The sequence below is a fragment of the Anaerostipes sp. Marseille-Q3525 genome, from assembly GCF_018223505.1.
Lineage (GTDB): Bacteria > Bacillota > Clostridia > Lachnospirales > Lachnospiraceae > Anaerostipes > Anaerostipes amylophilus.
This window is the reverse complement of the sequence record NZ_JAGTTT010000008.1, coordinates 16,045-38,971: the sequence shown is the minus strand read 5'-3', so window position 1 is coordinate 38,971 and position 22,927 is coordinate 16,045. Positions and strand designations below refer to the sequence as shown.

The 22,927-nt window shown below is 37.5% G+C and carries 21 protein-coding genes and 1 other annotated feature; of the genes, 4 read left to right on the top strand and 17 right to left on the bottom strand.

Annotation, left to right across the window (positions count from 1 at the left end; translation table 11 throughout):
- The first annotated feature begins 96 nt into the window (after nucleotides 1-96).
- A complete protein-coding gene (locus KE503_RS05490) occupies nucleotides 97-1,572 on the top strand; it encodes a TRM11 family SAM-dependent methyltransferase (RefSeq protein WP_212384659.1) in 1,476 nt (491 codons plus the stop codon).
- Between the two features lie 70 nt (nucleotides 1,573-1,642).
- Here KE503_RS05490 and KE503_RS05485 read toward each other — a convergent pair whose 3' ends face one another.
- From KE503_RS05485 to aspS, 4 genes are all read right to left on the bottom strand, one after another.
- A complete protein-coding gene (locus tag KE503_RS05485) occupies nucleotides 1,643-2,584 on the bottom strand; it encodes an alpha/beta hydrolase (RefSeq protein WP_212384658.1) in 942 nt (313 codons plus the stop codon).
- Between the two features lie 50 nt (nucleotides 2,585-2,634).
- Nucleotides 2,635-3,063, bottom strand: coding sequence for a DUF523 domain-containing protein (locus KE503_RS05480; protein WP_212384657.1), 429 nt, complete (start codon nucleotides 3,061-3,063; stop codon nucleotides 2,635-2,637).
- 15 nt (nucleotides 3,064-3,078) lie between these two features.
- Complete coding sequence (locus KE503_RS05475) at nucleotides 3,079-3,510, bottom strand: GNAT family N-acetyltransferase (RefSeq protein ID WP_009264699.1); 432 nt, start codon at nucleotides 3,508-3,510, stop codon at nucleotides 3,079-3,081.
- A 128-nt stretch (nucleotides 3,511-3,638) separates the two neighbouring features.
- Nucleotides 3,639-5,384 carry an aspartate--tRNA ligase gene (aspS, locus tag KE503_RS05470; protein WP_212384656.1) on the bottom strand — a complete coding sequence of 582 codons (1,746 nt, stop codon included), beginning with the start codon at nucleotides 5,382-5,384 and terminating at the stop codon, nucleotides 3,639-3,641.
- Nucleotides 5,385-5,488: 104 nt separating this feature from the next.
- Nucleotides 5,489-5,738: a binding site (T-box leader), on the bottom strand.
- A 136-nt stretch (nucleotides 5,739-5,874) separates the two neighbouring features.
- Here aspS and KE503_RS05465 point away from each other — a divergent pair.
- Complete coding sequence (locus KE503_RS05465; protein WP_117945038.1) at nucleotides 5,875-6,162, top strand: hypothetical protein; 288 nt, start codon at nucleotides 5,875-5,877, stop codon at nucleotides 6,160-6,162.
- 118 nt (nucleotides 6,163-6,280) lie between these two features.
- Here the strand turns inward: KE503_RS05465 and KE503_RS05460 are convergent, their stop codons facing one another.
- The 4 genes from KE503_RS05460 to KE503_RS14685 form a co-directional block, all read right to left on the bottom strand.
- Nucleotides 6,281-7,216, bottom strand: coding sequence for a tRNA dihydrouridine synthase (locus KE503_RS05460; RefSeq protein WP_212384655.1), 936 nt, complete (start codon nucleotides 7,214-7,216; stop codon nucleotides 6,281-6,283).
- Nucleotides 7,217-7,279: 63 nt separating this feature from the next.
- Entirely contained in the window at nucleotides 7,280-7,702 is a 423-nt protein-coding gene (locus tag KE503_RS05455) for a GntR family transcriptional regulator (protein ID WP_330621909.1), read from the bottom strand.
- Nucleotides 7,703-7,855: 153 nt separating this feature from the next.
- The gene (locus KE503_RS14850; protein WP_330621897.1) at nucleotides 7,856-8,041 is read right to left on the bottom strand and encodes a family 1 glycosylhydrolase; all 186 of its coding nucleotides are present in this window, start codon (nucleotides 8,039-8,041) and stop codon (nucleotides 7,856-7,858) included.
- On the bottom strand, nucleotides 7,995-8,120 hold the full coding sequence (locus tag KE503_RS14685) for a hypothetical protein (RefSeq protein WP_276571705.1): 126 nt from the start codon (nucleotides 8,118-8,120) through the stop codon (nucleotides 7,995-7,997). Before KE503_RS14685 ends, KE503_RS14850 begins: the two co-directional genes overlap by 47 nt.
- A 391-nt stretch (nucleotides 8,121-8,511) precedes the next feature.
- Here KE503_RS14685 and KE503_RS05440 point away from each other — a divergent pair, with 391 nt between their 5' ends.
- A complete protein-coding gene (locus KE503_RS05440) occupies nucleotides 8,512-9,378 on the top strand; it encodes a phosphoribosylaminoimidazolesuccinocarboxamide synthase (protein WP_055196581.1) in 867 nt (288 codons plus the stop codon).
- 457 nt (nucleotides 9,379-9,835) lie between these two features.
- On the opposite strand, the gene KE503_RS05435 is transcribed toward KE503_RS05440, so the two are convergent.
- Nucleotides 9,836-11,932: a glycogen debranching protein gene (locus KE503_RS05435; RefSeq protein WP_212384683.1), complete on the bottom strand. Its 2,097-nt coding sequence runs from the start codon at nucleotides 11,930-11,932 to the stop codon at nucleotides 9,836-9,838.
- 105 nt (nucleotides 11,933-12,037) lie between these two features.
- Nucleotides 12,038-12,700 (bottom strand): DUF6198 family protein, encoded by a 663-nt coding sequence (locus KE503_RS05430; protein WP_055196579.1) that lies wholly within the window; start codon nucleotides 12,698-12,700, stop codon nucleotides 12,038-12,040.
- Between the two features lie 468 nt (nucleotides 12,701-13,168).
- On the opposite strand from KE503_RS05430, the gene KE503_RS05425 reads away from it, so the two are divergent.
- On the top strand, nucleotides 13,169-14,554 hold the full coding sequence (locus tag KE503_RS05425; RefSeq protein ID WP_117945041.1) for an alanine/glycine:cation symporter family protein: 1,386 nt from the start codon (nucleotides 13,169-13,171) through the stop codon (nucleotides 14,552-14,554).
- Nucleotides 14,555-14,603: 49 nt separating this feature from the next.
- Here KE503_RS05425 and fic read toward each other — a convergent pair whose 3' ends face one another.
- From fic to KE503_RS05390, 7 genes are all read right to left on the bottom strand, one after another.
- Nucleotides 14,604-15,209, bottom strand: coding sequence for a protein adenylyltransferase Fic (gene fic / locus KE503_RS05420; protein WP_212384654.1), 606 nt, complete (start codon nucleotides 15,207-15,209; stop codon nucleotides 14,604-14,606).
- A 22-nt stretch (nucleotides 15,210-15,231) separates the two neighbouring features.
- Complete coding sequence (locus KE503_RS05415) at nucleotides 15,232-16,689, bottom strand: sensor domain-containing diguanylate cyclase (protein ID WP_212384653.1); 1,458 nt, start codon at nucleotides 16,687-16,689, stop codon at nucleotides 15,232-15,234.
- Nucleotides 16,690-16,805: 116 nt separating this feature from the next.
- Complete coding sequence (locus tag KE503_RS14465) at nucleotides 16,806-17,126, bottom strand: hypothetical protein (protein ID WP_249182976.1); 321 nt, start codon at nucleotides 17,124-17,126, stop codon at nucleotides 16,806-16,808.
- On the bottom strand, nucleotides 17,114-17,896 hold the full coding sequence (locus KE503_RS05405) for a protein-ADP-ribose hydrolase (RefSeq protein WP_055196576.1): 783 nt from the start codon (nucleotides 17,894-17,896) through the stop codon (nucleotides 17,114-17,116). The genes KE503_RS14465 and KE503_RS05405 overlap by 13 nt, the downstream gene beginning before the upstream one ends.
- Before the next feature lie 480 nt (nucleotides 17,897-18,376).
- A complete protein-coding gene (locus tag KE503_RS05400; protein ID WP_212384652.1) occupies nucleotides 18,377-20,215 on the bottom strand; it encodes an ABC transporter ATP-binding protein in 1,839 nt (612 codons plus the stop codon).
- Nucleotides 20,208-22,397: an ABC transporter ATP-binding protein gene (locus KE503_RS05395; protein ID WP_212384651.1), complete on the bottom strand. Its 2,190-nt coding sequence runs from the start codon at nucleotides 22,395-22,397 to the stop codon at nucleotides 20,208-20,210. The genes KE503_RS05400 and KE503_RS05395 overlap by 8 nt, the downstream gene beginning before the upstream one ends.
- On the bottom strand, nucleotides 22,390-22,866 hold the full coding sequence (locus tag KE503_RS05390) for a MarR family winged helix-turn-helix transcriptional regulator (RefSeq protein ID WP_249182975.1): 477 nt from the start codon (nucleotides 22,864-22,866) through the stop codon (nucleotides 22,390-22,392). The genes KE503_RS05395 and KE503_RS05390 overlap by 8 nt, the downstream gene beginning before the upstream one ends.
- Between the last annotated feature and the right edge of the window lie 61 nt (nucleotides 22,867-22,927).

Genomic DNA, 22,927 nt, shown 5'->3' with positions numbered 1-22,927 from the left:
CACTTTTTTTGCAAAAATTATTTCAATAAGGTATACTGTTTTTATAGTTTTTAAGGACTTTTCCTTATACACATTATTTAGAAAAGGAATGTATATATGATCAATCGTTTATGTAAAAGATTAAATCAAAATATCGAAGTACGTCAGTCTTTAAGTTCCCTGCGTCAGGAGATCAAGGATTCTTCTAAAAGAGAACTTTTGTTGTCTTGGATCCATGATGGTGATCTGGACTTATCCGTATTTTTAGAAAATGAAGATGCAAAAACAAGAAAAAATGCTGCTCTTTTGATCGGTGATCTGGCACTTTCTTCTGAAAGCGATGCTGTATTTCATGCTTATCAGACAGAAGATACACGTTTTGTAAAAGAGGCTTATTTAACTGCTTTAAAATCTTTAAATGCGGCTCCTTATGTGGATGTTTTCCGAAAACGTTATGAGGAATTATCTCTTTATGAAGCTTCTGACGATGAGAAAAAGCATGTAGAACATGAACTTCATGCACTTTCTGAACTGATCAATACGATCGAACCATTTAAGAAGCATAGATTTTTAGGCGGACGCCAGACATTTCATTGTATTTTTCGCACAAACCCTCTACACCCTGAAGTAACTGCTACTTTGATGGAGGATTCTTCCGCTGTTTCTTCCAAAATGGGAGTACGTGTGAAAACGAATCATCTGAATCGTTTATTACCGATTCGTACTTATAACGAACTGTTATTCCAGATTCCAGGCATGGTTTCATGTAAACCTGATGCTGATGTTGCTGCATCTGTGATCGCTAGTTCGAATCTGATGGCGTTATTAGAAAATACGCATGAAGGAGATTTCCCTTTTTACTTCCGAATCGGAGTAAAAAGCCGTATGCCTCTTTCTGAGCGTTCTAAATTTGCTAAAAAGGTTGCTTCGAACTTAGAAGAGCTTACTGGACGCAAATTGAGAAATTCTACTTCTCACTATGAATTTGAGATTCGTATGATTGAGGGGAAATCTGGTGATTATTATTTATTAGTAAAATTAAATACAATTGTGGATCGTCGTTTTGATTACCGCGAAAAATTTATTCCAACAAGTATCAAACCAGTTAACGCTGCGCTTCTTGTAGAACTTGCGAAAGATTATATGATCCCGGATGCACAGGTTCTTGATCCTTTCTGCGGTGTTGGTACCATGCTGATCGAGCGTCAGAAAGTTGTAAAAGGAAATACTTCTTATGGAATCGATCATTCTCCAGAGGCGATCGAGAAAGCGATTTATAATACGAATCTGGCTGATCAGATCGTTCATTATATCAATAAGGATTGTTTTACATTTACCCACGATTATCCATTTGATGAGATCTTTACGGAGATGCCTTATGCAACTGGGCAGAAAACGGAATCTGAGATTCGTAATGTTTATGAGAAGTTCTTTCCATTTGCTAAAAGAGTTCTTGTACCTGAAGGAACAATCATTATATATACAAGAAACCGTGAATATGTAAAACAGTTCGCTGTAAAATCCAATTTTAGAATTCTGAAAGAAATCAAGATCACACAGCGGCCGGAAAGTTATCTTATGATCTTAAAATAGGTTTTTTTAGGAAATTTATAATACCAGAACCATTCTGTAACATCATTTATACGGAATGGTTCTTCTTATTTTAGACCGTCTTATATTTATCTATGAAATTTTTGATTCTTCGTTTTCCCTCTTCCATATCTTTTGAAAATGCTAGTGCGTGTCCTGCTCCTGAAACAATATAGAGTTCTTTCTTTGCTGCACAGGCTTCATAATTTTTGATCGTCATCCACATCGGAACGTAATCGTCTGCATCTCCATGGATAAACAACACTGGAATCTTGTTTCGTTTCATGATTTCTGGGATGCTGACTTCTTTCAATCCAAATCCTGCTACTACTTCACTGATCAAATCTACCATGTACATTAATGGAAATGGTGGAAGATGAAATCTTTCTTTGGCTACGTGTTTGATGATATCCCATGGAGAAGTGAATCCGCAGTCAGCAATAATTCCTTTTACATTGTCTGGAAGGTCCAGACCTGCTGCCATTAAGGTTGTAGCACACCCCATAGAAATTCCACATAGAAAAATATCTTTGTTCTTGGCTGCCAGATGCCGATTGGTATACAAAATCCATCGTTTGAGATCATGGCGTTCTTTCACTCCATAAGTAATATAGCGTCCTTCACTTTTTCCGTGGCTTCTCTGCCATGGAAGAAGAATGTTGTATCCTAAATTCCATAGAAATCTGACTTCTGGCACAAATTCAATGTTGTTTGTGGAATGGTAACCATGCATACAGATGATCGTTCCTTTGGCGTCTTCTCTTGGGATGTAGGCTGCTCGCAATGTTAAGCCGTCTTTAGATTTGATTTCTTTTAATTCTTGTTCCTGATGTTCTTTTAGCCATTCTTGTTCTTTTAAGACATAATCAAGGTATGGCTTCCATTTTTCTTTTTTACGGACATCGGGCTGTTTTTTTCTTCGACAAATAGCGTAGTCAAAGAGTGTAAAGGCGGATGCACTGACAACAGTGCCTGTGATCGCTGTGGCGGTTAGTAGTTTTTGTTTGTTGTTCATGTTATGGCCCTCGTTTTACTATTCTATTGCTGCATTCTGTGATTATCATCTTATTCTATGATATCTAAGCTTGTTTCTCCTGTGATCTTGATTCCATGTTCTTTTAACAATCTGGCTGTGATTCCATCTCCATCGATCAATGTTCCTGTAAATGTTCCATCATAAATTTTGCCACAGCCACAAGATGGACTTTTTTCTTTTAGGATCGCTGTATGACAGTTATATAACTTTGCAATTTTTAGTGTCTCTTCGGCACCTTTTTGGTATTGTTTTGTAACATCTTTGCCATCTTTTGCGATAACTTTGTTTTGATATATTTCTGCCGGAATTCTTGGTGTTGGCAGTCCTCCCATGATCTCTGGACAGACTGGGACCAAATCGTGGTCTTTTAGTAACTTTAGGACCTGTTCATTTTTATTGTTTTTTGCGTTGTATTTGCAGTCGATCCCTAATAAACAGGCACTAACTAATATTTTCATTATTTTTCCTTTCTTCTACAGTGCTAATTCAAATCCATAGCAGCTTTTCTCGAATCCGTAATGTTCATAAAATCCGTGAGCTTGTACTCTTGGCAGTCCGGAGTCTAAAGTGATTGCTTTACATCCTCGTTCTTTTGCCAATTTCTTTGCATGATCTAATAATTTTACACCATATCCTTTACCTCGGTCTTCTTCGTTTGTGATCAAACTTGATACATAGCAGGTAAGCCCTGACATCCAGAAGGTCTGAAAATAATCTCCATGGCAGAATCCATGAAAAGTTCCATCATCTTCTATTGCAAAAAATGCAAAACTGTTTTCGTCTTGTAGTACTTTTTCGTAGACTTCTTTGGTTGTTTCATAGTCGTAGGTGTTGTAGTCCCAAAGTTTTTTGATGTATTCATAGGCTGTGTCGAAATCTTTGATTGTTGCATTTTTGATCTTCATGTTGGTGTCCTCCTTTGATGTCTGTTTTTTATTATTGTAGCATGTAAAATTTTTCTGGTAAACAAAAAGACAGGAAGCTGACCTTCTTTGGTCTGTTTCCTGTCTTTTATAATTTTTTATATCTCTAATTAATCTCTAACCTTAATATGCACTTCACGAAGCTGCTGTTCTGTAATCTCGTTTGGTGCTCCGCACATGAGATCCTGTGCTGTTCCGCTCATTGGGAAGGCGATGATCTCTCGGATGTTTTCTTCGTTGCGAAGTAACATGATCATACGGTCTACTCCTGGTGCCATTCCTGCATGTGGTGGTGCACCGAACTGGAATGCGTTGTATAATGCTCCGAATTTGTCTTTTAATGTTTCTTTATCATATCCTGCGATATCGAATGCTTTTTCCATGATCTCCATGTCGTGGTTACGAACGGCTCCTGAAGATAATTCAACTCCGTTACATACGATATCATACTGGTATGCTAAGATATCTAATGGATCTTTTTCATTTAATGCTTCTAATCCACCCTGTGGCATAGAGAATGGGTTATGTGTAAATCCTAATTTACCTGTTTCTTCATCGATCTCATACATTGGGAAGTCGTTGATATAGCAGAAACGGTATGCATTCTTCTCTAACAGATCTAATCTGCTTCCTAATTCGTTACGGATCTGTCCTGCGTAGATACATGCAGCTTTTTCTGGTGCTGCGATGAAGAAGATTGTGTCTCCTTCCTGTAATCCAGCCATCTCGGCTAATTCCATCTTCATATCATCTGGAATGAACTTGTCGATTGGTCCTTTGTATTTCATTTCTTCTTTGACTTCTAAGTATCCAAGTCCACCCATACCGATTGACTGTGCGAATTTTAACAGTTTTTCATGCTGTCCTTTGGAAAGTTTTGCATGAACGTTGATCGCACGTACTGTCTGTCCATGGAATGGTTTGAATGTACATCTCTGGAAGAAATCTGTCACATCGATGATTCTTAATGGGTTACGAAGGTCTGGTTTATCACTACCAAACTGCAGCATTGCTTCTTTGTAGCTGAAGATTGGGTATGGTGCTTCTGTGATAACGCTTCCTTCTGGTGCGAATTTCTTAAATGTCTCTGTTAATACTTCTTCTCCGATCTTGAAGACATCTTCCTGTGTTGCGAAAGCCATCTCAAAGTCTAACTGGTAGAATTCTCCTGGAGAACGGTCTGCACGGGCATCTTCATCTCTGAAGCATGGTGCGATCTGGTAGTATTTATCGATTCCAGATACCATCAGTAACTGTTTGTACTGCTGTGGTGCCTGTGGTAATGCATAAAATTTACCTTTGTATTTTCTTGAAGGTACGACGTAGTCACGAGCTCCTTCTGGGGATGATGCACAAAGGATTGGTGTCTGAACTTCTACGAATCCCATGTCCTCCATCTTTTCTCTTAAGAAACGGATCACTTTGGAACGGAATAAGATGTTATCTTTTACCTTTCTGTTTCTCAGATCAAGATAGCGGTATTTTAAACGTACATCTTCACGGATCTCTTTACTTGTTGCGATCTCAAATGGAAGATCTCTGTATACTTTTCCTAAGATATCGATCTTATGCGCTTCTAATTCAATCGTTCCTGTAGGAATTTTAGGGTTGTATGTTTCTTCGTCTCTGTGCTGAATCACACCTTCTACGGATAAACATTCTTCTTTTCTTACGTGGTCTAATAAACTTGTATCTCTTAATACGACCTGCATCACTCCATACATATCGCGTAAGTCGATAAATGATACTCCACCGTGGTCACGGATATTCTCTACCCATCCGGCGATCTTTAATTCTTTTCCAATGTCACCTTCAGAAATCTGGTCCATGGTTCTGGTACGGTACATGTCTGACATTTTCTTTTTCTCCTTTTTCTCGTATTCTCTATCTATCGTTCAGGCAGTTTTTTAATTCCCTGTTGTAAAAATGAGTATTTAAAAAGTCCGTCCTGAAATTGTTACTTCAGGACGAACTGTATATCTCTAGTCCGCGGTACCACCTGATTTACTGTCTTGCAGTCTCTCTTGTGTGCCAGTTAACGCCCAGCTTACGTCGCACCTACTGACAGTGTCTAAATCTTATATCCATGTTCTGCGTTCAGATTGATGCTCGGGAGTGTTCTTCGCATAAATTCACTTTACAGGATTCTCACTATCGCCTGCTCACTGGGAACGATAATTTATGGTACTTTTCTCCGTCGTTGCCTATTGAGTCATTATAATATATGGGAGATTGGATTGTCAATAGAAATTGTGATTTGTAGTTTGAAGACAGAAATTAAAATTTTATGTATACATTCCCCCTTTCTGGTAATAATCCTGTTAAATATTTTTAGGAGGTCGTATTATGAGTAACAAAATCGTCATTGTAACTGATCATAATGTTTCGAAAGAACTTGATCTTATTTGTTCCATTTATCCAAATTCTGAAGTTTTGCTGTTTAGTTCTGGAAATGAGATCGTGCATTCTCATGTTTCTTGTTTTGATTTTACGGATCTTGCCGGAGTTGATCATGTCAGACAAATAGTTTCTTTAAGGGGTTCTAGATCGCATGATTTTTATATGATTTCTTATGATATGTTGCTTGTTTTTACAAAAATCAGGACCACCCGTCCAACGGGTGGTTCGCTCTAGGGCTATAAGCCCTTATGACTACTAGGCCAGCGTCTCAAGGTGCTGGCCTTCTCTTTCAGCTATTGGAATTCTGTTAATCTTCAGGATTCCGTTTCTTTTATGTGGCTTCTCCAATTTATTAAATTAATTGTTGATCACTAAATAATGCATTCACTGCCTGTTCATAATTTTTTAATGTCTGGACTTTTCGTATTTTTTTTGCGTATTTTTCGTGGTTTGTGAACATCACGGCTGCGTTGTTCCAGAATTCTTTCATTTTATATAGAACATTTTTGTCTCCGCTTAGGTATTCCTGATAGCCTTCGTATAGAGCATCGTGCATGGCAAGTAATTCTCTTTTTGTTAATTTCTGTCCGTATTTGATCTCACGGACAAGCGCTGGATTTCTTAGCAGGCCTCTTCCGATCATCACTGCATCTATACTTGGAAATCTTGTTGTGATATTGTCGTAGTCTTCTTTGGTTACAATATCTCCATTATAGCAGAGTGGATTCTCGCTATGTTCTACTGCGTATTCAAAGACATCTAAGTGTGGTTTTCCTTTATAGAATTCCTGCTGCAATCTTGGGTGAATGGTTAGTTCATAAACTGGATGGCGGTTATAAATGCTTAGGATTTCTTCGAATTCTTCTGTGTCTCGCAATCCGATTCTTGTCTTAATCGAAATCTTCATATCTAATGCATCGAAGATCTCTGTAAGAAAATCGTCTAATACTTCTGGCTCTCGTAAAAATCCGGAACCTTTTTGTTTAGCTACAACAGTTCTTGATGGGCAGCCCAGATTTAAATTGACTTCATCGTATCCTAATTCTTTTAATTCTTTGGCTGTCCGAATAAAATCTTTGGAACTTTTTGTCAGAATCTGCGGTACAATGTGCAGACCTTCATTGTGTTCTGGTAAGACGTCTTGAAATTCTCTTGTTTTGAAGGTTCTTTTGCCATTTGGCATGATAAATGGTGTGTAATATTTATCGATTTCTCCAAATAGTTTCTCATAAATATTTCGGTATAAGTAAATCGTGATACTTTCCATGGGTGCGTAATAAAATTTCATAAATACAATCAGCCTAAAACTGATATAAACAGTTTCAGGCTTCTCCTTTTCTGGTTTAATTTCTTATTGTACACTGACAGTATGTAGTTCAAATCTGTCTCCTCGGTGTCTTGATTTGGAATATTCAAAGATTCTTCCATCGTCTAAAAATACGATCTGTTCTACTTCTTCGATCTTAAGGCGCGATGCTATTTCTTTGGTTGCAGGAATTACTTGAAAATCATGTACCATGGATGTGACATTGGTATGTCCTTCCGTGTGTGCAAATCCTGAAAACTGATTGGATGTAGAATAAGGATGATCTGTATCTGTCATCAATGGTATATTCTTCACAAAAGTCCCGGCACCGCGGCATTTCACAACCAGTCCTTCATTGACAAGAAGATCCATTGCCTTCTTGACTGTGATACGGCTAACCCCATAGGCTTCACACATTTCTGCTTCAAATGGCAGCTGGTCGTTCGGTTTGTAGATTCCGTTTTCTATTTTTCTTTCATGTCATTTGCAATACGTTCGTATTTTGTCAATTTATTTTCTCCATTCGAGTATGCCTAGGCACACTTCTGTTTTTATTATACACAATTTGTTATCAGAGGGCAAAACATATTGCAAATGCCAAAAGCACCCATCTATCTGCTCTTACTGATAAGAATCTTTTGCACTGTCATAGATTGCTTTTGGATAGATTTCCCATCCTCCATATTTCTGGAATAGTTCAATTGGAAGATCGAAATGATGAAGATTTAATACTAAGATAATATCATTCTTCTTGCATTCATCAATCACGTCCTGCATCATTCGCACGTTTTGTGATCGCTGTACCACTCGCGATAGATCCTGCTTTTAATTTTCCCTGCTTTGGTCCATTTTTCCAAACGATTGAATTTGCCGGCTGTTGCCGCATAAGCAATGGCGATTCCAATGGCTGGTAATGCTACAAGGTTTGTATCGAAACATACGAATAATACAGTGGAAATAATTCCCCAGAATGCTAATACTAAGATACCTGAACGGCTTTGTCTGCACCAACTGGTGTGACTTCTAAGACGTTTGGCATCATAACGATCAAATATCTTTTATGTACCATCAATCAAACATTGCTTTTCCATGATTAGGAATAAGACCTTTTGATTTTTTTTAGTCATATTGCACAAAACAATTTCTTTTTCTTTCCATATATCCTACCTTCACAATTCCAATCCAGACTTTATTTTTTCGACAATTGATGTTATATTATTAGACAAAGAGTGAAAAATTGAGAAACATTGAGACAATTTATCAGCGAGGTATGAATAATGAAAGAAATGAAACCGATCAAAGAAGGTAAAGTTCGTGAGATTTATGACAATGGTGACAGCCTGATCATGGTTGCAACTGACCGTATCAGCTGCTTTGACGTCATCTTAAAGAATGATGTCACAAAGAAAGGAACTGTTTTAACACAGATGTCCAAATTCTGGTTCGACCTTACAAAAGACATCGTTCCTAACCACATGATCTCTGTTGATGTCAAAGACATGCCTGAATTCTTCCAGCAGGAAAAATACGACGGAAACAGCATGATGTGCAAGAAACTTACAATGCTTCCTATTGAATGTATCGTTCGTGGATATATTACAGGTAGCGGTTGGGCAAGTTATCAGGAAAATGGTACAGTCTGTGGAATCAAACTTCCTGAAGGATTAAAAGAATCCGACAAACTTCCTGAACCAATCTACACACCATCTACAAAAGCAGAAATCGGTGATCATGATGAGAATATTTCTTTTGAAAGAAGCGTTGAAGTTCTTGAGAAAGAATTCCCTGGAAAAGGTCAGGAATATGCAGAACAGTTACGTGACAAAACAATCGCATTATATAAGAAATGCGCAGATTATGCATTAGAACACGGAATCATTATCGCAGATACTAAATTTGAATTTGGTCTTGATGAAGACGGTAACATGGTAATCGGTGACGAAATGCTAACACCAGACAGCTCCCGTTTCTGGCCAGCAGACGAATACGAACCAGGTCATGGACAGCCATCCTTCGACAAACAGTTCGCCCGTGACTGGTTAAAGAACAATGATCACGACTGGAAACTTCCTCAGGATATTGTTGATAAGACAATCGATAAATATTTCCAGGCATATAAGATGCTTACTGGAAAGGATTTATAGGCTTTCATTGTATATGATAGAAATAAGATAAGAATCAATATTTAGAATAAAACGGTGGCAACACGCATATTTTAAGAGCTTTTTTTACAAATCGCTGATCCGCACCTGTTCCTTTGATAACTCACTGGATGCGAGTCAAAATGCCCGCAGCTACGTTCAGACAATCAACCACAGGACGCTGCGAATTTGTAAAAAAAGCACTTAAAATATGCTAATCGTTGCCACCGTTTTATTCTAAATATTGATTCTTATCTTATTTCTATCATATACACCAGAAGGTCAATTTTTTATATGTTTTCTTTTCCTAAATACTCTGTCATCAAGTTCAGTTTTAACCGATATCAAAATATTTGAAAATTCTCTTATCTTAATTTCTACGAGACCTTAAATTAAGAGAATTCTCAGTTATCTATTGCCTAAAAGTATAAACTAATACATTAAAACATACACACAAAATTTACCTTAAAACCTGTCGCCCAGTAAATACCACAATAGATCGTGGTTTCATCACATACTCATGATCAATGCGAATTTCTTCTCCTTCTTCATAACAATACTTTCCATTCTCATCGCCATAAGTATCCACACTCAGATACCAGGCTCCATGATTTGCAAGGTTTGGAAGTGTGATGCGCACTTCTTCCCAATAAGCATTCACTGCAACGTAAACAAGATCATCTTTACATTTCTTGCGGTCGTATCCTGCAAAGCTGACTGCCAATGTTTTTGCATTTTGTGATACTTCCATGCGGTCTGCGTTGACGTCGTGTGCGTGCATTCCTTCCATTCCGCAGACTGCATTGTCAAGCTTCTTTCGGATGACTGGATGTTTCTTTCGGTATGCGATCATAAACTTGAAGAATTCAAATAATTCTTTGTTCTTCTTTAATAAGCTCCAGTCGATCCATGAGATTTCATTGTCCTGACAGTAGCTGTTATTGTTTCCAAACTTCGTATTTCCAAATTCGTCTCCTGAGAAGAACATTGGTGTTCCACGGCTGCACATTAAGATGGCACAGGCATTTCGGATCATTCGATATCTTAGTTTTAGTACTTCTGGATCATTCGTATCTCCTTCCATACCGCAGTTCCAGCTTCGGTTATCGTTCGCTCCGTCTGTGTTGTCCCAGCCATTTGCTTCATTATGTTTATTGTTATAAGAATATAGATCATATAACGTAAATCCATCATGACAAGTAAGGAAGTTGATGCAAGAATTATATCCGGCATAGTTGTTATTTCCTTCAGAATAATATCCACCATATAAATCTCCGGAACCACAGATTCTCCATGCGGCGCTGTTTGCTTCCCAAAAGTCTCCTTTTAAGTATCCACGCATTGTATCACGGTACTGTCCATTCCATTCTGCCCAACGTTTACTTGCAGGGAAATTTCCTACTTGGTATAATCCGCCGGCATCCCATGCTTCTGCGATCAACTTGACATTTCTAAGTAGTGGATCGTAAGCTAGACTTCGTAATAGCGGTGGATTGTTCATTGGCATTCCGTCTTCGTCTCTTCCCAGAATACTTGCAAGATCAAAGCGGAAACCATCCACACGATAATGAACTGTCCAGTGTCTTAAACATTCAAGGATCATCTGCTGAACCACTGGATGGTTACAGTTTAGAGAGTTTCCACATCCACTAAAGTTATAGTAATGTCCTTCTGGTGTTAATAAATAATAAATATTATTGTCAAATCCTTTAAAACTAAAGAATGGCCCCTGTTCATTTCCTTCCGCTGTATGGTTAAAAACAACGTCCAAAATAACTTCGATTCCATTTTCATGGAATTCTCTGATCAGTTCTTTTAATTCTGTTCCTTCATTATTGACCTCTTCGGCTGCCGCATAACTGGCATTTGGTGAGAAAAATCCAACCGTATTATATCCCCAGTATTCTACAAGCTGTTTTCCGTCAACCTCTCTTGCATTGATCATCTCATCAAACTCAAAGATCGGCATTAATTCTACTGCATTGATCCCAAGTTCTTTTAAATATGGAATCTTTTCTTTTAATCCTGCAAATGTTCCTGGACGTTTGACTCCTGAAGATGGATGTTGTGTAAATCCTCTGACATGCAGCTCATAGATGATCAGATCACTCATCTCCCTGCTTGATTGTGGCTGTACACCCCAGTCAAAAGTATCTCTTACAACTTTGGCATGATATGTTCTTGTTCTTTTCTTTCCCCATACCTGCTGACCTGCAACTGCCTGTGCATATGGATCTAACAAAATCTTTGTTTTGTCAAATAATAATCCTTTTTTCTCATCATATGGGCCATCCACACAATATGCATATTCAAACTCTTCAGCTTTCAGATCGTAAACGATCATAGAATACACGTCCCCGATCTTATAAGATTCTGGGAATGGAATGACTGCATATGGTTCTTCTTCATCTGGATGGAATAATAAAAGATCACATGATGTTCCATGGCTTGTATGCACTGTGAAGTTTACACCACATGAAAATTCCGATGCTCCATTTAAATCAAAAAATCCAGGTCTAACTTTGAAACCATTGATCTCCATCATTGGTTTTACCATTCTGACCTCATCTGTAATATAATCATTTAATATATATTGTTTCACAACTAAACTCCCATTCTGCTTTTTCTTCTCTCTTCTTTGTGGAAATCTTCCCCTGTCTGTTTATATCTGCTGTTTACTAAGCACCGATACAAACGTTACTCTCTGATCGATCCAGTTTCCTGTGATCGCAACCATTTTCCCCATTGTAAATGCTGCAACGATCGTTCCGATTCCTAGTCCATCTAAATATCCAAGCATCAATCCTGTCAAAAGTCCTGTTGTTGCAAGGCATAAAACATCGAATGTAATCTTTACTCTTGCATATGGTTTTTTTATGATTTCTGATAATTCTCTTGGAAACAGGTCGGTTGGAATGATCGGAAGCTGACATCTATTTTCTAATGCGATTCCGATACTTAATAAGAAATAACTGATCAAAAAGTATGCAATTCTGCATGGAATCGTCTGTGGCAGAATCCCGATCCATAATTCATTGACATCTAATAATTCACTAAATGCAAATCCTGCAACGAAACTGAATAAATAAGATGGTACGAACTTCTTTCTTAAGATCATCAGGCTTAATACCAAAGCTCCCTGAAATAGGTAAGTCCATGTACCGAGTGATAATTTTGTAAATACTTCCGAAAATGCGTACGGCACACTTGAAATCGCGGAAATTCCTGATCCTGAATAAAGCATCAGTACAACACTGAAACTATTGATCACAATCGCTGCGATCAGTGCAAGTTCTCCCCTTAGTATTGGTTTTTCGTTTTCCATTTTCATCCTCCAAGTCCATTTCGTTCTCTGTCCGTTTAAGTTTTCAATTCTCTTATCCGTAAGAAAAACTAACACTTTTAAAGGACAGAGAACATATATGAATATAAGTTTATTCCTTATTTACATTTTTTACAAGTTACATTTTTTCATGAATCTATAGATAATATCTATCAATTCTGACTGAAATGTTACATTATACGCCATAACTGCCATTCCCCATACTGCACAAAGTATGATCACACTTTCTAATTCATGATGTTTTCTTTGTCCTTCCTATTTTATGTCAAATTCTTGAAATCTGAATGATTATAGTATAGGAAATAGCCTCTGTCAAGATTAGATTCTGTACTTTTTCTTGTAAATATGATATGATTGCATTTGTGTCTGTTTGTATTTAACAAGCAACTGTCTATTCTATAGAAACAAACACAAAATATTAATAAAAGAAATTCGAAAGAGGTTTGATTCATGTTAGAACTTATACAATCAATTAACAGTGCCGTGAACAACTTTATCTGGGGTGTTCCAGCTATGATCTGTATCATTGGTGTTGGATTACTGTTAACGATCAAAACACGATTTTTACAGATTCGAAAGTTTCCTTATGCAATGAAGGAAACCATTGGACGTGTCTTTAAAAAACAAGATGCATCCGACGGATCTATGACACCATTTCAGGCAGTCTGTACTGCTCTCGCTTCCACAGTTGGAACTGGAAACATCGCTGGTGTTGCCGGTGCGATCGCAATCGGTGGTCCTGGAGCTGTATTCTGGATGTGGGTTTCTGCGATTCTTGGAATGTGTACAAAATTTTCTGAGGTAACATTAGCTGTACATTTCAGAGAACGTAACCCTGAAGGAGATTATGTTGGTGGTCCTATGTACTATATTAAGAATGGGCTTAGCAAAAACTGGCATTTTCTTGCCGTCTTATTCTCTGCTTTTGGAGTTTTAACTGTATTTGGAACTGGAAATGCAACACAGGTAAATACGATCACAACTGCGATTAATTCTGCTTTGTTAAATTTCAATGTGATCAGTAAATCATCTGTTGATACAGTAAATCTGATCATTGGTATCTTCGTTGCGATTCTTGTTGCTCTGATCTTACTTGGTGGAATCAAAAGAATTGGACAAGTTGCTGAGAGATTAGTACCTTTTATGGCATTTATTTATATTTTCTTTGCTTTAGGTGTTGTTGTTTTAAATATCAACCATCTTCCTTCTGTTTTTGGTTCTATCATTAATGGTGCCTTCCATCCAGCTTCTGTCACTGGTGGTGTTGTTGGAAGTTTCTTTATGAGTATGAAAAAAGGTGTGGCACGAGGAATCTTCTCAAATGAAGCTGGACTTGGTACTGGATCTATCGCCCACGCTTGTGCCGATACAAAAGAGCCAGTCAAACAGGGGCTTCTTGGTATTTTTGAAGTGTTTACTGATACAATCTTAATTTGTACATTAACAGCCCTTGTTATCCTTTGCAGTGGAATTCCTATTGGATTCGGAGCTGATGCTGGTGCAGAACTTACGATCAGTGGATTTACTGCTACTTATGGAAACTGGATTTCTATCTTTACTGCAGTTGCTCTTTGCTGTTTTGCATTCTCTACAATCATTGGCTGGGGATTATATGGGGCTCGTTGTATTGAGTTTTTATTTTCCTCTAAGGTTATCAAACCTTTTATGTTAGTATATTCTCTGGTAGCCATTCTTGGTGCTACTGTGGATCTTGGAATGCTTTGGAGTATTGCTGAGACATTTAATGGATTGATGGCAATTCCAAACTTGATTACACTGTTCTTATTATCTGGAACTGTGGTAAAGCTTGTGAAAGAATTCTTCCACGAAAAATAATATTGTTCTTAAAAAGAGAATCCAGCACATTGCCGGATTCTCTTTTCTTTTATAATTCTTCACTTTTATAAATCATATATCCTTCATAGTAATAACTATGATCGATGCCTTTCATGTAAATTTCTCTATCATGAATCTTATCTGTCAAGGCTTGTTTTAAGACATATTTAATTTCAATGTCTCGAATCGGGCTTCTTTCCATTGCTAATAAATAATCTTCTTTATCTACTTTGCTCCAGTCTATGACTTGTTTCAGTTCTTTCTTTAAGATCTGGTCTAACCATATTCTTGTGCTTCTTCCATTTCCCTCTCGAAATGGATGTGCAATATTCATTTCAACATATTTTTCTATGATCTGTTCAAAATCTGATTGTGGCATTTGTTCAATATGATTCAATGATGGCTGTAAATACATCACAGGGGCAAATCTAAAATTTCCTTTTGCTAAATTGACCGTTCTTATTTCCCCAGCGAATTCGTAGATGTCTTCGAAAAGAAATTGATGTATTTTCTTTAAACTATCTACCATACCAGCTTGCATAGAATCTAATCTTCCACTTTCAAATAACTCAACTGCCTTTTTTTTGCTGATTTTTTCCTCTTGCCGCGCCAATTCCAATGAATCTGTGATACCCAGTTTATTTTCTAATATCAATTTGCTCACCTCGTTATTTTAATTAATAACCACAAACTCTTGCTTTTCCACTTCGTTTTGCCTGATACAAGGCTTGATCCGCCCGTTTGTAAAGATCCATATAGCAGTCTCCATCTTCTGGCGCCATTGCAATTCCTATACTGATAGAGATTGCTGAGCCATTTAATTCTTTGATCTCATATTGCTGCGTCTTTGTAAGTAGTTCCTCTGCTTTGGCAATCGCCATTTCTTTCATCTTAATATTCTTCATTACAACGACAAATTCGTCTCCACCGATTCGCCCTACAATATCATCTTCTCTAAAGATATCACGCAATAATTGTCCAAACTTCTGTAAAACAATGTCTCCCACCGCATGTCCATATCCATCATTGATCTGCTTGAAGCAATCCATATCCAAGATTAAAAATGCATGGATCATATCTTTATCTGTTGACAATATCTCATCAGTTCGAAGTTTCGTTGTTTCTTTATTATATAAACCTGTCAGCGCATCTGTCTGTGCATATTTCATTAATTCCTGATCCCTTCTATAGTTTTCATGCACGATATATAGCACCAGCAAAATAACTAAAATAACAAATACTGCCATAAAAATGATCTCATAATGTTCAATAAAGTCATAGGATTGCTGTGCAGTTTTTTCTGGTACCGCATAACAAAGCATCCAGTTATTAATCTTCATTGGCATATAAGCAAAATAATGTCTTACGTTTCCCTTCTTCTTACTATCTGCGGTTACCAGATTTGATTTTCCTTTGTAAAAATCCTGCTTGATCATCTTGGCTGTCACATTATCTTTGATCATCAATTTCTTGCAATATGTATAAAAGTTATCCCGATAATCAATGTTCCAATAGGACGTATCTCCTTCAAATGCAATGACTTCCCCACTTTGGGCAATGATCATGCTACAACCTTCCCCGTCAAATAAATCTTCAAAAAGCATACGGCTTAATGCTGTGACATCATAAGAGCCTCCAAGAATTCCGATTACTTTCTTATCCTTATAGATTGGTACTCCTAATACAACTCTTGTCGATCCTGAGATACTACTGTCTAATGGCTCACTTAAGGTCCTTTTTCCACTCATCGCTTCTCTATAATATCTTCGATGCGATACATTCTTTGTCTGCCCGTTACTATAATGTGAAGTACCATCTGGCTCGATCAGAGCAGTCGCTCCAAAATCTGTATTCTTTGTCACAAACTGGAGCAAATTGATATTTTTTTGATCTAATAGCTGATCTGATTTTCCTATTTCTTCTGCGAATCCATTAAGATAAGCATATTGAATGTTCAATATCGTGCGTAAATGCACGCTTTGTCTTGATACATTGTTCATCATCGTTTTTTGTGATCTGTGTTCGACGGAACGTTGTATACAATAGAAGAAAATCAGAAGTCCTATAACAACTGCTACCAGAAATACACTCATGATCTTAGCATATTGCCTAATCTGCGTCTGTTTCTTTTTCATTCTCTGGCTTCTCCTTATATTTTCATGTTAATTAAGTTTTTCTTTAGTTTAACTATACCAAAGAATGAGAATGAAGTCTACGTGCAAGATTCGACAGAAATCAGCTTTTAGGAATTCTATAGTTTTCCACCGTAAACAGGGAATTCGCTGTTTGCTCCATAGTTTTCGATCTTCTTGAAGTTTTTCAGAATTTCCATATCTTCTGCACTAATCTCAAAGTCTACGTCAGCGTTTGTTTTCATGTGATCTTTGTTTGCTGTTTCCATTAAGCTTTCTATGTCTTCAATCTGGAAATTAGAGACACCGATCGCTTTTAATTTTCCTTCGTTATAAGCTTCTTCGTATGTTTTGTGTTCTGCTGCTACTTTGCTTCCAACAAAAATATAATCTCTTGCAGTTGTTCCACTTAAAAATGTCTGAAATGTTATTTTGTGCATAGTAACCTCCAATAAATTTCTAAATCTTCGTCTTTAAATACGTTGAAAATGACTTTGATCTTACTGTTTGTTTCTTCTTTGAATTTCTGTACTGTTTTTACTGCGATCTCGGCTGCTCTTTCGTTTGGGAACATAAAAACTCCTGTGGAAATGCAGCAAAATGCAATGCTTTCTAGTTTATGTTCTTCTGCGATTTCAAGACAGGATCGATAGCATGATTCCAATAATTTTTCATGTCTTTTTTGTAAGAAACCGCCATGTACGATCGGACCTACGGTGTGAATCACGTAATCTGCAGGAAGATTATAAGCTGGAGTGATCTTCGCCTGTCCGGTTGGTTCTTCGTGACCTTGTTTCTTCATCATTGTATTGCAGTAATTTCTAAGCTGGATTCCTGCATAAGTGTGAATACAGTTATCAATACAGTTATGACATGGCTGATAACATCCTGTCATGCCGCTATTGGCTGCATTTACGATTGCTGAGACTTTGAGTCTTGTGATGTCTCCTTGCCAGAGGTAGATATCTTTCTTGATCTCGCTTAAATCTTTTAGTTGTATGATACCTCTATTTTTATTTTCTTCTGTTAAATATTCGTCTTGGATCTGTTTGAATTCATCAGAAATTGGGCATGCAAAACGGATATTCATCAAGGATCTCAACAGTTGTTTTTGTTCTTCTTTATTTTGTGGAATTTCCAGATTATTGTATTGTGTATTTTCTTTAATCAATTCTTGAATCAGATATCTTCTTCGTTCAGACTGGTTCATGGTATTCCTCCTGTTTTTTGTATTTTCAAATCATTATTGTAACTTATTTTATTACATCTAATCATAGTTTAACATTTTATTGTTGTAATGTAAATAGTTACATTATAAATATCTTCTGTCTGAGAAAGCCTCAATTCCTATCCAATACCATTCTTCATACACACCACCTTAAATTTTCCAATCTTGTAGTTTACCACACTATAACCTTCATGTATATGAGAAAAAATAAATAAGCAACCGAAAGCGCAGCATTGGAATTTTGCCATATTTTGAATAAATTCGCAGCCCAATTGGACGAGTGTCTGAGCTCCAAAGTCTCTTGTCTGAAACAAAACTTCAGAGCGAGTTCTCGTAGGAAATTGGGCGGATAAGCGATTTGTTCAAAATATGAGCAAAATTCCACCGCTGCGCTTTCGGTTGCTTATTTATTTTTTCTCATATACTGAAAGACTTCAGTTGGCCAATTATAAAATTAAAATTCTAAGCATTTTCAAACTGGCTATTATAAAGATCTGCATAGAATCCACCCTTAGCCAGCAGTTCTTCATGATTTCCCTGTTCCACGATGTCTCCATGGTTCATAACTAAAATCACATCGGCATCTTTGATCGTAGATAATCGATGTGCAATTACGAAACTTGTTCTTCCTTGCATCAGATTATCCATTGCCATCTGGATTCGTTCTTCAGTTCTTGTATCGACGGAACTTGTTGCTTCATCAAGGATCAGGATCTTGGGATCTGCTAAGATTGCTCTTGCGATCGTTAATAACTGTTTCTGTCCCTGAGAAATGTTGTTGCTTTCTTCGTTGATCTCCATATCATAGCCTCCTGGCTGTGTTTCAATGAAGTGGTGGGCGAATGCGGCTCTTGCTGCTCCCTGGATTTCTTCTTCGCTTGCATCTAATTTTCCATAACGGATATTATCACGGATGCTTGCGTTGTAAAGCCATGTATCCTGTAATACCATACCAAACATCTCTCTTAAGTCACTTCTCTTAAACTCTCTGATATCATGACCATCGACTTTAATGCATCCACCATTGACATCGTAGAAACGCATCAGAAGTTTGATCAATGTTGTCTTTCCGGCTCCGGTTGGCCCTACGATGGCTACTTTCTGACCTTCTTTAACATTGACAGAGAAGTCGTTGATAATTGTCTGGTCTTCATTGTATCCGAAGTTTACATGTTCAAATGTAACATTTCCAGCAAGTGTATCGACTGGTACAACATCTTTTTCTACTTCAACTTCTTCCTCTTCTTCTAAGAATTCAAAGACACGTTCTGCGGAAGCTGCGGTTGTCTGCATCATGTTACCAACCTGTGCTAACTGTGTGATCGGCTGGCTGAAGTTTCTTACGTACTGTAAGAAGGACTGAATCTGTCCAACTTCGATTGTTTTCTTGATGGCTAAGTATCCACCTAAGATAGATACTGCTACATATCCTAAGTTACCGACAAACTGCATCAATGGCATCATAGCTCCTGAGAAGAACTGTGATTTCCATGCAGAATTATAAAGTTTTCCATTGATATCTTTAAATTCTTCAATGACACTTTCTTCTTTGTTAAATGCTTTGACAATGTTATGTCCACTGTAGATTTCTTCTACCTGTCCATTTAATTCTCCAAGGTATTTCTGCTGAGCCTTAAAGTATGGCTGGGATTTGGACATGATAAGTCCGATCAGTCCCATGGATAATGGTAGTGTCAGTAAGACGGCGATCGTCATTGGAATACTGATTCGGATCATCATAATAAATACACCGACGATCTGTGTCGCAGATGTGATGATCTGTGTCATACTCTGGTTTAAACTCTGTCCTAGGGTATCAACGTCATTTGTAACTCGTGATAAGACTTCACCATAAGTTCTGCTCTCAAAATATTTCATTGGCATGCGGTGGATCTTTTCTGAGATATCTTTTCTCATCTGATAGCTGACATTGTTTGACACATGTGTCATGATCAGTCCCTGAATAAATGAAAATACTGCACTGGCTACATATAGGCATAATAAAAATGCTAAGATATGTGCTACCTTTGTAAAATCAATTCCGCTTCCACCAGATACTTTACGGATCAATCCATCAAAAATCTCAGTTGTTGCATCTCCTAAGATCGTTGGTCCGACAATGTTAAATACGGTACTTGCGATCGCAAAAATGATAACCATAACGATTGGAAGATAAAAACGTCTCATATATTTGATCAGTTTGATCATCGTTCCTTTTAAGTCTTTTGCCTTCTCACCTGGTGCCATTCCTCTGCGACCACCCATTGGACCTCTTCCTCTCATGCTGTTGTTATTACTCATGGTCAGACACCTCCCTTGCTTTCTTAAGATCATCTTCAGACAGCTGTGATTTTGCGATCTGCTGATAAACTGGACAAGTCTTTAATAATTCTTCATGCGTTCCTTTTCCAACGATATTTCCTTCATCTAAAACGATGATCTGGTCTGCATGAAGGATCGTACTGATACGCTGTGCAACGATCAATGTTGTACTTCCATGTGTTTCTGCCTGCAGAGCTGCACGAAGTTTTACATCCGTTTTATAGTCAAGTGCTGAGAAACTATCATCGAAAATATAGATTTCAGGATCTTTTGCAACGGCTCTGGCGATGGATAATCGCTGTTTCTGTCCACCAGATACATTAGAACCACCCTGTGCGATCGGTGAATCATACTGTTCTTCTTTTTCTTCAATGAAATCGGTTGCCTGTGCGATTCTTGCTGCTCGCTTGACTTCTTCCATTGTCGCATCTTCTTTTCCATATTTTAAGTTGGATTCGATCGTTCCTGAGAACAGAACCCCTTTCTGTGGTACATATCCGATCTTTTCGCACAGATCATGCTGTTTTACATCACGGATATCCACACCATCAACTAAAATACTTCCGCGGCTGACATCAAAGAATCTTGGAATTAAGTTGATCAGTGTTGATTTACCACTACCTGTACTTCCGATAAATGCAGTCGTCTTACCAGCTGGTGCCGTGAAACTGATATTGTGAAGGACTGCTTCATCTGCATCTGGATAGCAGAAATATACATTTTTAAATTCAACTTCACCTTTTTTCTCTGGTAAAAATTCTTTTGGCTCTTCTGGATCTTTGATCATAACTTCCATGTCTAGGATCTCATTGACACGCTCAGCTGCAACCTGTGCACGAGGCATCATAATAGATACCATGGAAATAAATAAGAATGCCATAATGATCTGCATTGCATACTGGATAAATGCCATCAAGTCACCAACCTGCATTTTACCAGCATCAATATTGGAAGCTCCGACATATACGATCAGAACAGTTAATCCATTCATGATCAACATCATTATTGGCATCATAAATGTCATGGCTCTGTTAACAAATAAGTTTGTCTTCATCAGATCCATATTTGCTTTGTCAAAACGTTCTTCTTCGTGTTTTTCTGTACTAAATGCACGGATAACAGAAAGTCCCGTTAAAATTTCTCTTGTTACTAAGTTTAAGCGGTCGATCAGTTTCTGTAAGATCTTAAATTTCGGCATCGCTACCTTAAATAATATAAAGATCACTAACATGATCGCAATGACACCAACGGCGATCGTCCATGTCATCTTGGCATTTGTTGTCAATACTTTAAAGATACCACCGATTCCCATTAATGGTGCATAGACAACGATACGGAATACCATCGTCATAAACAACTGAATCTGCTGAATATCATTTGTACTTCTTGTGATCAGAGATGCTGTTGAGAATCTGTCAAACTCAGAGTTTGTAAATGACATGACTTTCTCAAATACTTTTTCTCTTAATACACGACTTAGTTTCGCTGCCAAACGTGCAGATAGCAATGTAACACTGACTGCTGCTACCATGATCAGCAATGCAAGTCCTACCATCTTTGCACCTGTGACTAACAGATAATGTGTCTGCATCTGATCAATATCAAGCCCGATTGCTTTATATTCATTGGTTACAAAGGAAATCGCAGCCTGACTGATGATCGTATCTGGCATATCTTTGATATTCATCTTCTTCATCTGCGCCATCATTTTCTTCTGGCTCTTGCTCATAGATGCTGCTGCCTGAGGGTTCGCCTCTATCTGTTTTGCCATCTGTGCTGACAGATTCAGCATTGCTTTTGACATACTCTTATCAAGATGTTCTCTGTCTTTTTTAGAGATATATCTTCTGACATATAAACGTCCATCTTTGTAATCTTTATATTTTGAATCTTTGACCTGATCCTTTGTATAAAGTTTATAGGCATCCTCCATATCATCGGCATCATCTTGTTTCATAAGAGATTTCAGTGCCAGAAATGTTTCTTCTCTCATCACATCAGGAACCGCATCTTCAATCCCTTTTTGCTGAATACCGACATTGACGATATTGGATGTAAATGTTGGCAGTGTCAGATCACAACTTGCCTGCACAACCAGAAATAATACGATCGCAATGACCGGTACATATGCTTTCTTTAAATATCGGAATAATTTAAACATCTGATCTTTCCTTTCTTTCCTTTCTTTCTTTTTTTAATATCTCTGTCTGTTCATCCAGACAATCACAGAATTTATTTAGCAGACGGTCAAGTTCTTCCTGCTCCTCTTTTGTAAAATACTCTTGAAGTTTCTGCTGTATCATAGCAAATCTCTTGTGACAGTCTTCACTGATACTTTTTCCTTTCTCAGTGAAATAAATCCTGCTTTTTCTTGAATCTTTTTCGTCTTGTTTCTTCTCTATATATCCATTCTTTTCCATTCGTCCAATCATTACATTTAACGTAGATGGTTTGATCTGCATCTTCTCTGCCAGTTCCTTCTGTGTACATCCTTCACATTTACTTAAGTGGATGATCAGTGGCATCTGTCTTGGATGAAGATTTTTTTCTTTGAGAAGTTCAAAGCCGTAAATCGCACTCTTGTGATTTACTTTACCGATCAAACTATAAATCCCCTCACACTTTCTCATATATGCTCCTTTCTTTGCTTTTTTATTTTTAATTAGATAACTAATCATTAGACAACTAATT

Coding starts and splice junctions, on each gene's coding strand:
- KE503_RS05490 (WP_212384659.1), top strand. CDS start 97: ATGATCAATCGTTTATGTAAAAGATTAAATCAAAATATCGAAGTACGT.
- KE503_RS05485 (WP_212384658.1), bottom strand. CDS start 2,584: ATGAACAACAAACAAAAACTACTAACCGCCACAGCGATCACAGGCACT.
- KE503_RS05480 (WP_212384657.1), bottom strand. CDS start 3,063: ATGAAAATATTAGTTAGTGCCTGTTTATTAGGGATCGACTGCAAATAC.
- KE503_RS05475 (WP_009264699.1), bottom strand. CDS start 3,510: ATGAAGATCAAAAATGCAACAATCAAAGATTTCGACACAGCCTATGAA.
- aspS (WP_212384656.1), bottom strand. CDS start 5,384: ATGTCAGACATGTACCGTACCAGAACCATGGACCAGATTTCTGAAGGT.
- KE503_RS05465 (WP_117945038.1), top strand. CDS start 5,875: ATGAGTAACAAAATCGTCATTGTAACTGATCATAATGTTTCGAAAGAA.
- KE503_RS05460 (WP_212384655.1), bottom strand. CDS start 7,216: ATGAAATTTTATTACGCACCCATGGAAAGTATCACGATTTACTTATAC.
- KE503_RS14685 (WP_276571705.1), bottom strand. CDS start 8,120: ATGCGGCAACAGCCGGCAAATTCAATCGTTTGGAAAAATGGACCAAAG.
- KE503_RS05440 (WP_055196581.1), top strand. CDS start 8,512: ATGAAAGAAATGAAACCGATCAAAGAAGGTAAAGTTCGTGAGATTTAT.
- KE503_RS05435 (WP_212384683.1), bottom strand. CDS start 11,932: ATGGTAAAACCAATGATGGAGATCAATGGTTTCAAAGTTAGACCTGGA.
- KE503_RS05430 (WP_055196579.1), bottom strand. CDS start 12,700: ATGGAAAACGAAAAACCAATACTAAGGGGAGAACTTGCACTGATCGCA.
- KE503_RS05425 (WP_117945041.1), top strand. CDS start 13,169: ATGTTAGAACTTATACAATCAATTAACAGTGCCGTGAACAACTTTATC.
- KE503_RS05415 (WP_212384653.1), bottom strand. CDS start 16,689: ATGAAAAAGAAACAGACGCAGATTAGGCAATATGCTAAGATCATGAGT.
- KE503_RS14465 (WP_249182976.1), bottom strand. CDS start 17,126: ATGCACAAAATAACATTTCAGACATTTTTAAGTGGAACAACTGCAAGA.
- KE503_RS05405 (WP_055196576.1), bottom strand. CDS start 17,896: ATGAACCAGTCTGAACGAAGAAGATATCTGATTCAAGAATTGATTAAA.
- KE503_RS05400 (WP_212384652.1), bottom strand. CDS start 20,215: ATGAGTAATAACAACAGCATGAGAGGAAGAGGTCCAATGGGTGGTCGC.
- KE503_RS05395 (WP_212384651.1), bottom strand. CDS start 22,397: ATGTTTAAATTATTCCGATATTTAAAGAAAGCATATGTACCGGTCATT.
- KE503_RS05390 (WP_249182975.1), bottom strand. CDS start 22,866: ATGAGAAAGTGTGAGGGGATTTATAGTTTGATCGGTAAAGTAAATCAC.